This window comes from Pleomorphovibrio marinus, assembly GCF_003347495.1.
Taxonomy (GTDB): Bacteria; Bacteroidota; Bacteroidia; order Cytophagales; family Cyclobacteriaceae; genus Pleomorphovibrio; species Pleomorphovibrio marinus.
The window spans coordinates 1-1,941 of sequence record NZ_QCXY01000027.1 but is presented as its reverse complement, the minus strand read 5'-3'; the positions used below and the strand labels follow the sequence as shown (position 1 = coordinate 1,941).

Below are 1,941 nucleotides of genomic sequence, written 5' to 3'. Positions count from 1 at the left end.
TGGTCGGTAAGGTTGTACTGGTACCGGAGTTGCCCCGGGGTGGCATCCTCCATGAAGCCCACGTTCAAGATGGTCCGGTGGCATACCCTGTTGTCCGCATTGCGATAACTCTCCACCAGACGGTAGTAACCGCATAACTTTCCCGACTGGGGGTGTTTTCGTAAAGAGAACTTGAAATACATCCCGTAAAGTACTGGTCTTTAGATCCAAAATCCAATACCCTCTGTGTACTACAAATCAAATGAAGGCCCCATGGAGGGCATAAAAAATTTTGATCGTAGGGGGGTACGGATAATTTGAAGATTAAAAACAGAAAATAAACTGAAATTTATAATTTAACGACCAAAAGCTGCAATGTGGGTTAAATCCCTTTTTAGCTGCAATGGCACAGGAATTTAAGTTTCTCTTTTAATCCATTTTTTTACACCATAGCACAAAGCCATTTCTTTCTAATGTGAGAGAATCTACAATTTTACAAAAAGCAATATGAACATCGCCTTCAATTACTTCGTCTATACAGTCATAATCAGGTTCAAAAACTATAACCCATTTTTTTGCTTCTTTAGTTATAGAATGCAATAGATTCAATAACATATCATTTTCTTTAGGAATATTTGTATCAACAGAAAGTTCATCTAACAAACTTTCAATTCCATCAAGTATTGAAATACATTGCCATTGCTCATTTTGAAAATCATTTGGCAAGAATGGTATGATGTGTTCTGGAACATTTGATTTGGTTAGTCTAAAATAATGAAACCAAGCTTCCTCTTGACCCTGTGGAAATTTTTCTCCCTGCCACTCATAAACAGGTCGTTCAAACTTAGCAATTGCTACCTTTGAATCTATTGGTAATAAAATTTCGAAACCTACGTCCATAATTATAGTTTTTTTTAAGGAAACGGCACAGCTTTACCATATCGCCAATTTATTCCGTTATTGAAATTAAAAATGTGTTGATGCGGATTTGGATGTACTAAAGGACGTCCATGAGTTGTCCAATCCACTCTACTCCAAGGAACTATTTTCCCATTCGCCAAAGGCCAAGAGCCACCTGTAAATGTAGCAGACTGTCTATACAATATACCATTACTTCCTATTTTACCCCCTAAAGTGGTATGAGGGAATTTACCGGCAAGAGGGTCCGGTAATGGAATATCCCAACCAGCAACATTTTGTTGAGCCAGTGGCGTTTTTGGAATGTACATTCCTCCACCTTTAGCGGCCCTACCCATTTCCAAATCGATCCGGATATTGCCTATATCCGGGTTGCCACCCGGATTTGGACTTGCCCTATTTAGCGGGCCATCAATTCTCGGAAGTTCCCTTTTTGGAAAATCAGAACCCAATTTCGGTCTTTCAACACCAAGGTCATAATTGGAATAGTTAGGGCCTGACCCTACTTTTGGAAGTCCTGTCCAGAAGTTCTTACCTTGTATCAGAGACTTGACGCCACTAAATGTTCCTCCTGTAACTCCTCCTGTCAAGGCCCCTATGCCCGCTCCTGCAGCACCTGCACCTAGTCCGTTTAAAAAGCCGCCCCCGTTCATCCAGGTGTTGCCTGCCCCTAGCGTGAAGCCACTTATACCTCCTCCTATAGCCCCCAGGGCAGCTCCGGAGGCTGCACCGGTACCCAAGGCTGCCGTCAATGCTGGAGCAGCCGCTCCGGCTCCTAGGGTGGCACCAGCACCCGCTGCGAACCCAACTCCAAAGCTGGCTGCGGCAGCCCCAAATGAACTCCATCCCCCACCTGCTGCCTGAATAGCACTCCAGTTTGTGGCCACGTTTATTCCTCCTGTTACCGCGCCTACTATTACAGGAATAACAAACCACGCCAACTCCCCATCCGGGTCCACCATCATCACGGGGTTATTCCCCATGCCAGTGTAAGGAGAGGCAAACTGGTTTTGAGGGTCTACACCAAACCACCTCCCCAGCGCA

General features: G+C 44.4%; 2 protein-coding genes and 1 pseudogene. All 3 read right to left on the bottom strand.

The window, feature by feature from the left end:
- Window positions 1-182, bottom strand: a 182-nt coding sequence (locus tag DB520_RS26910; RefSeq protein ID WP_198675470.1) for a hypothetical protein, incomplete at its 3' end; no start/stop codon positions are given.
- Window positions 183-408: 226 nt separating this feature from the next.
- Window positions 409-879: a hypothetical protein gene (locus DB520_RS26165; protein WP_114752783.1), complete on the bottom strand. Its 471-nt coding sequence runs from the start codon at window positions 877-879 to the stop codon at window positions 409-411.
- A gap of 14 nt (window positions 880-893) precedes the next feature.
- A pseudogene (locus DB520_RS26160) lies at window positions 894-1,941 on the bottom strand (hypothetical protein); the annotation flags it as partial.

Excerpts from the sequence above, each read along its gene's own strand:
- DB520_RS26165 (WP_114752783.1), bottom strand. The coding sequence starts at position 879 with ATGGACGTAGGTTTCGAAATTTTATTACCAATAGATTCAAAGGTAGCA.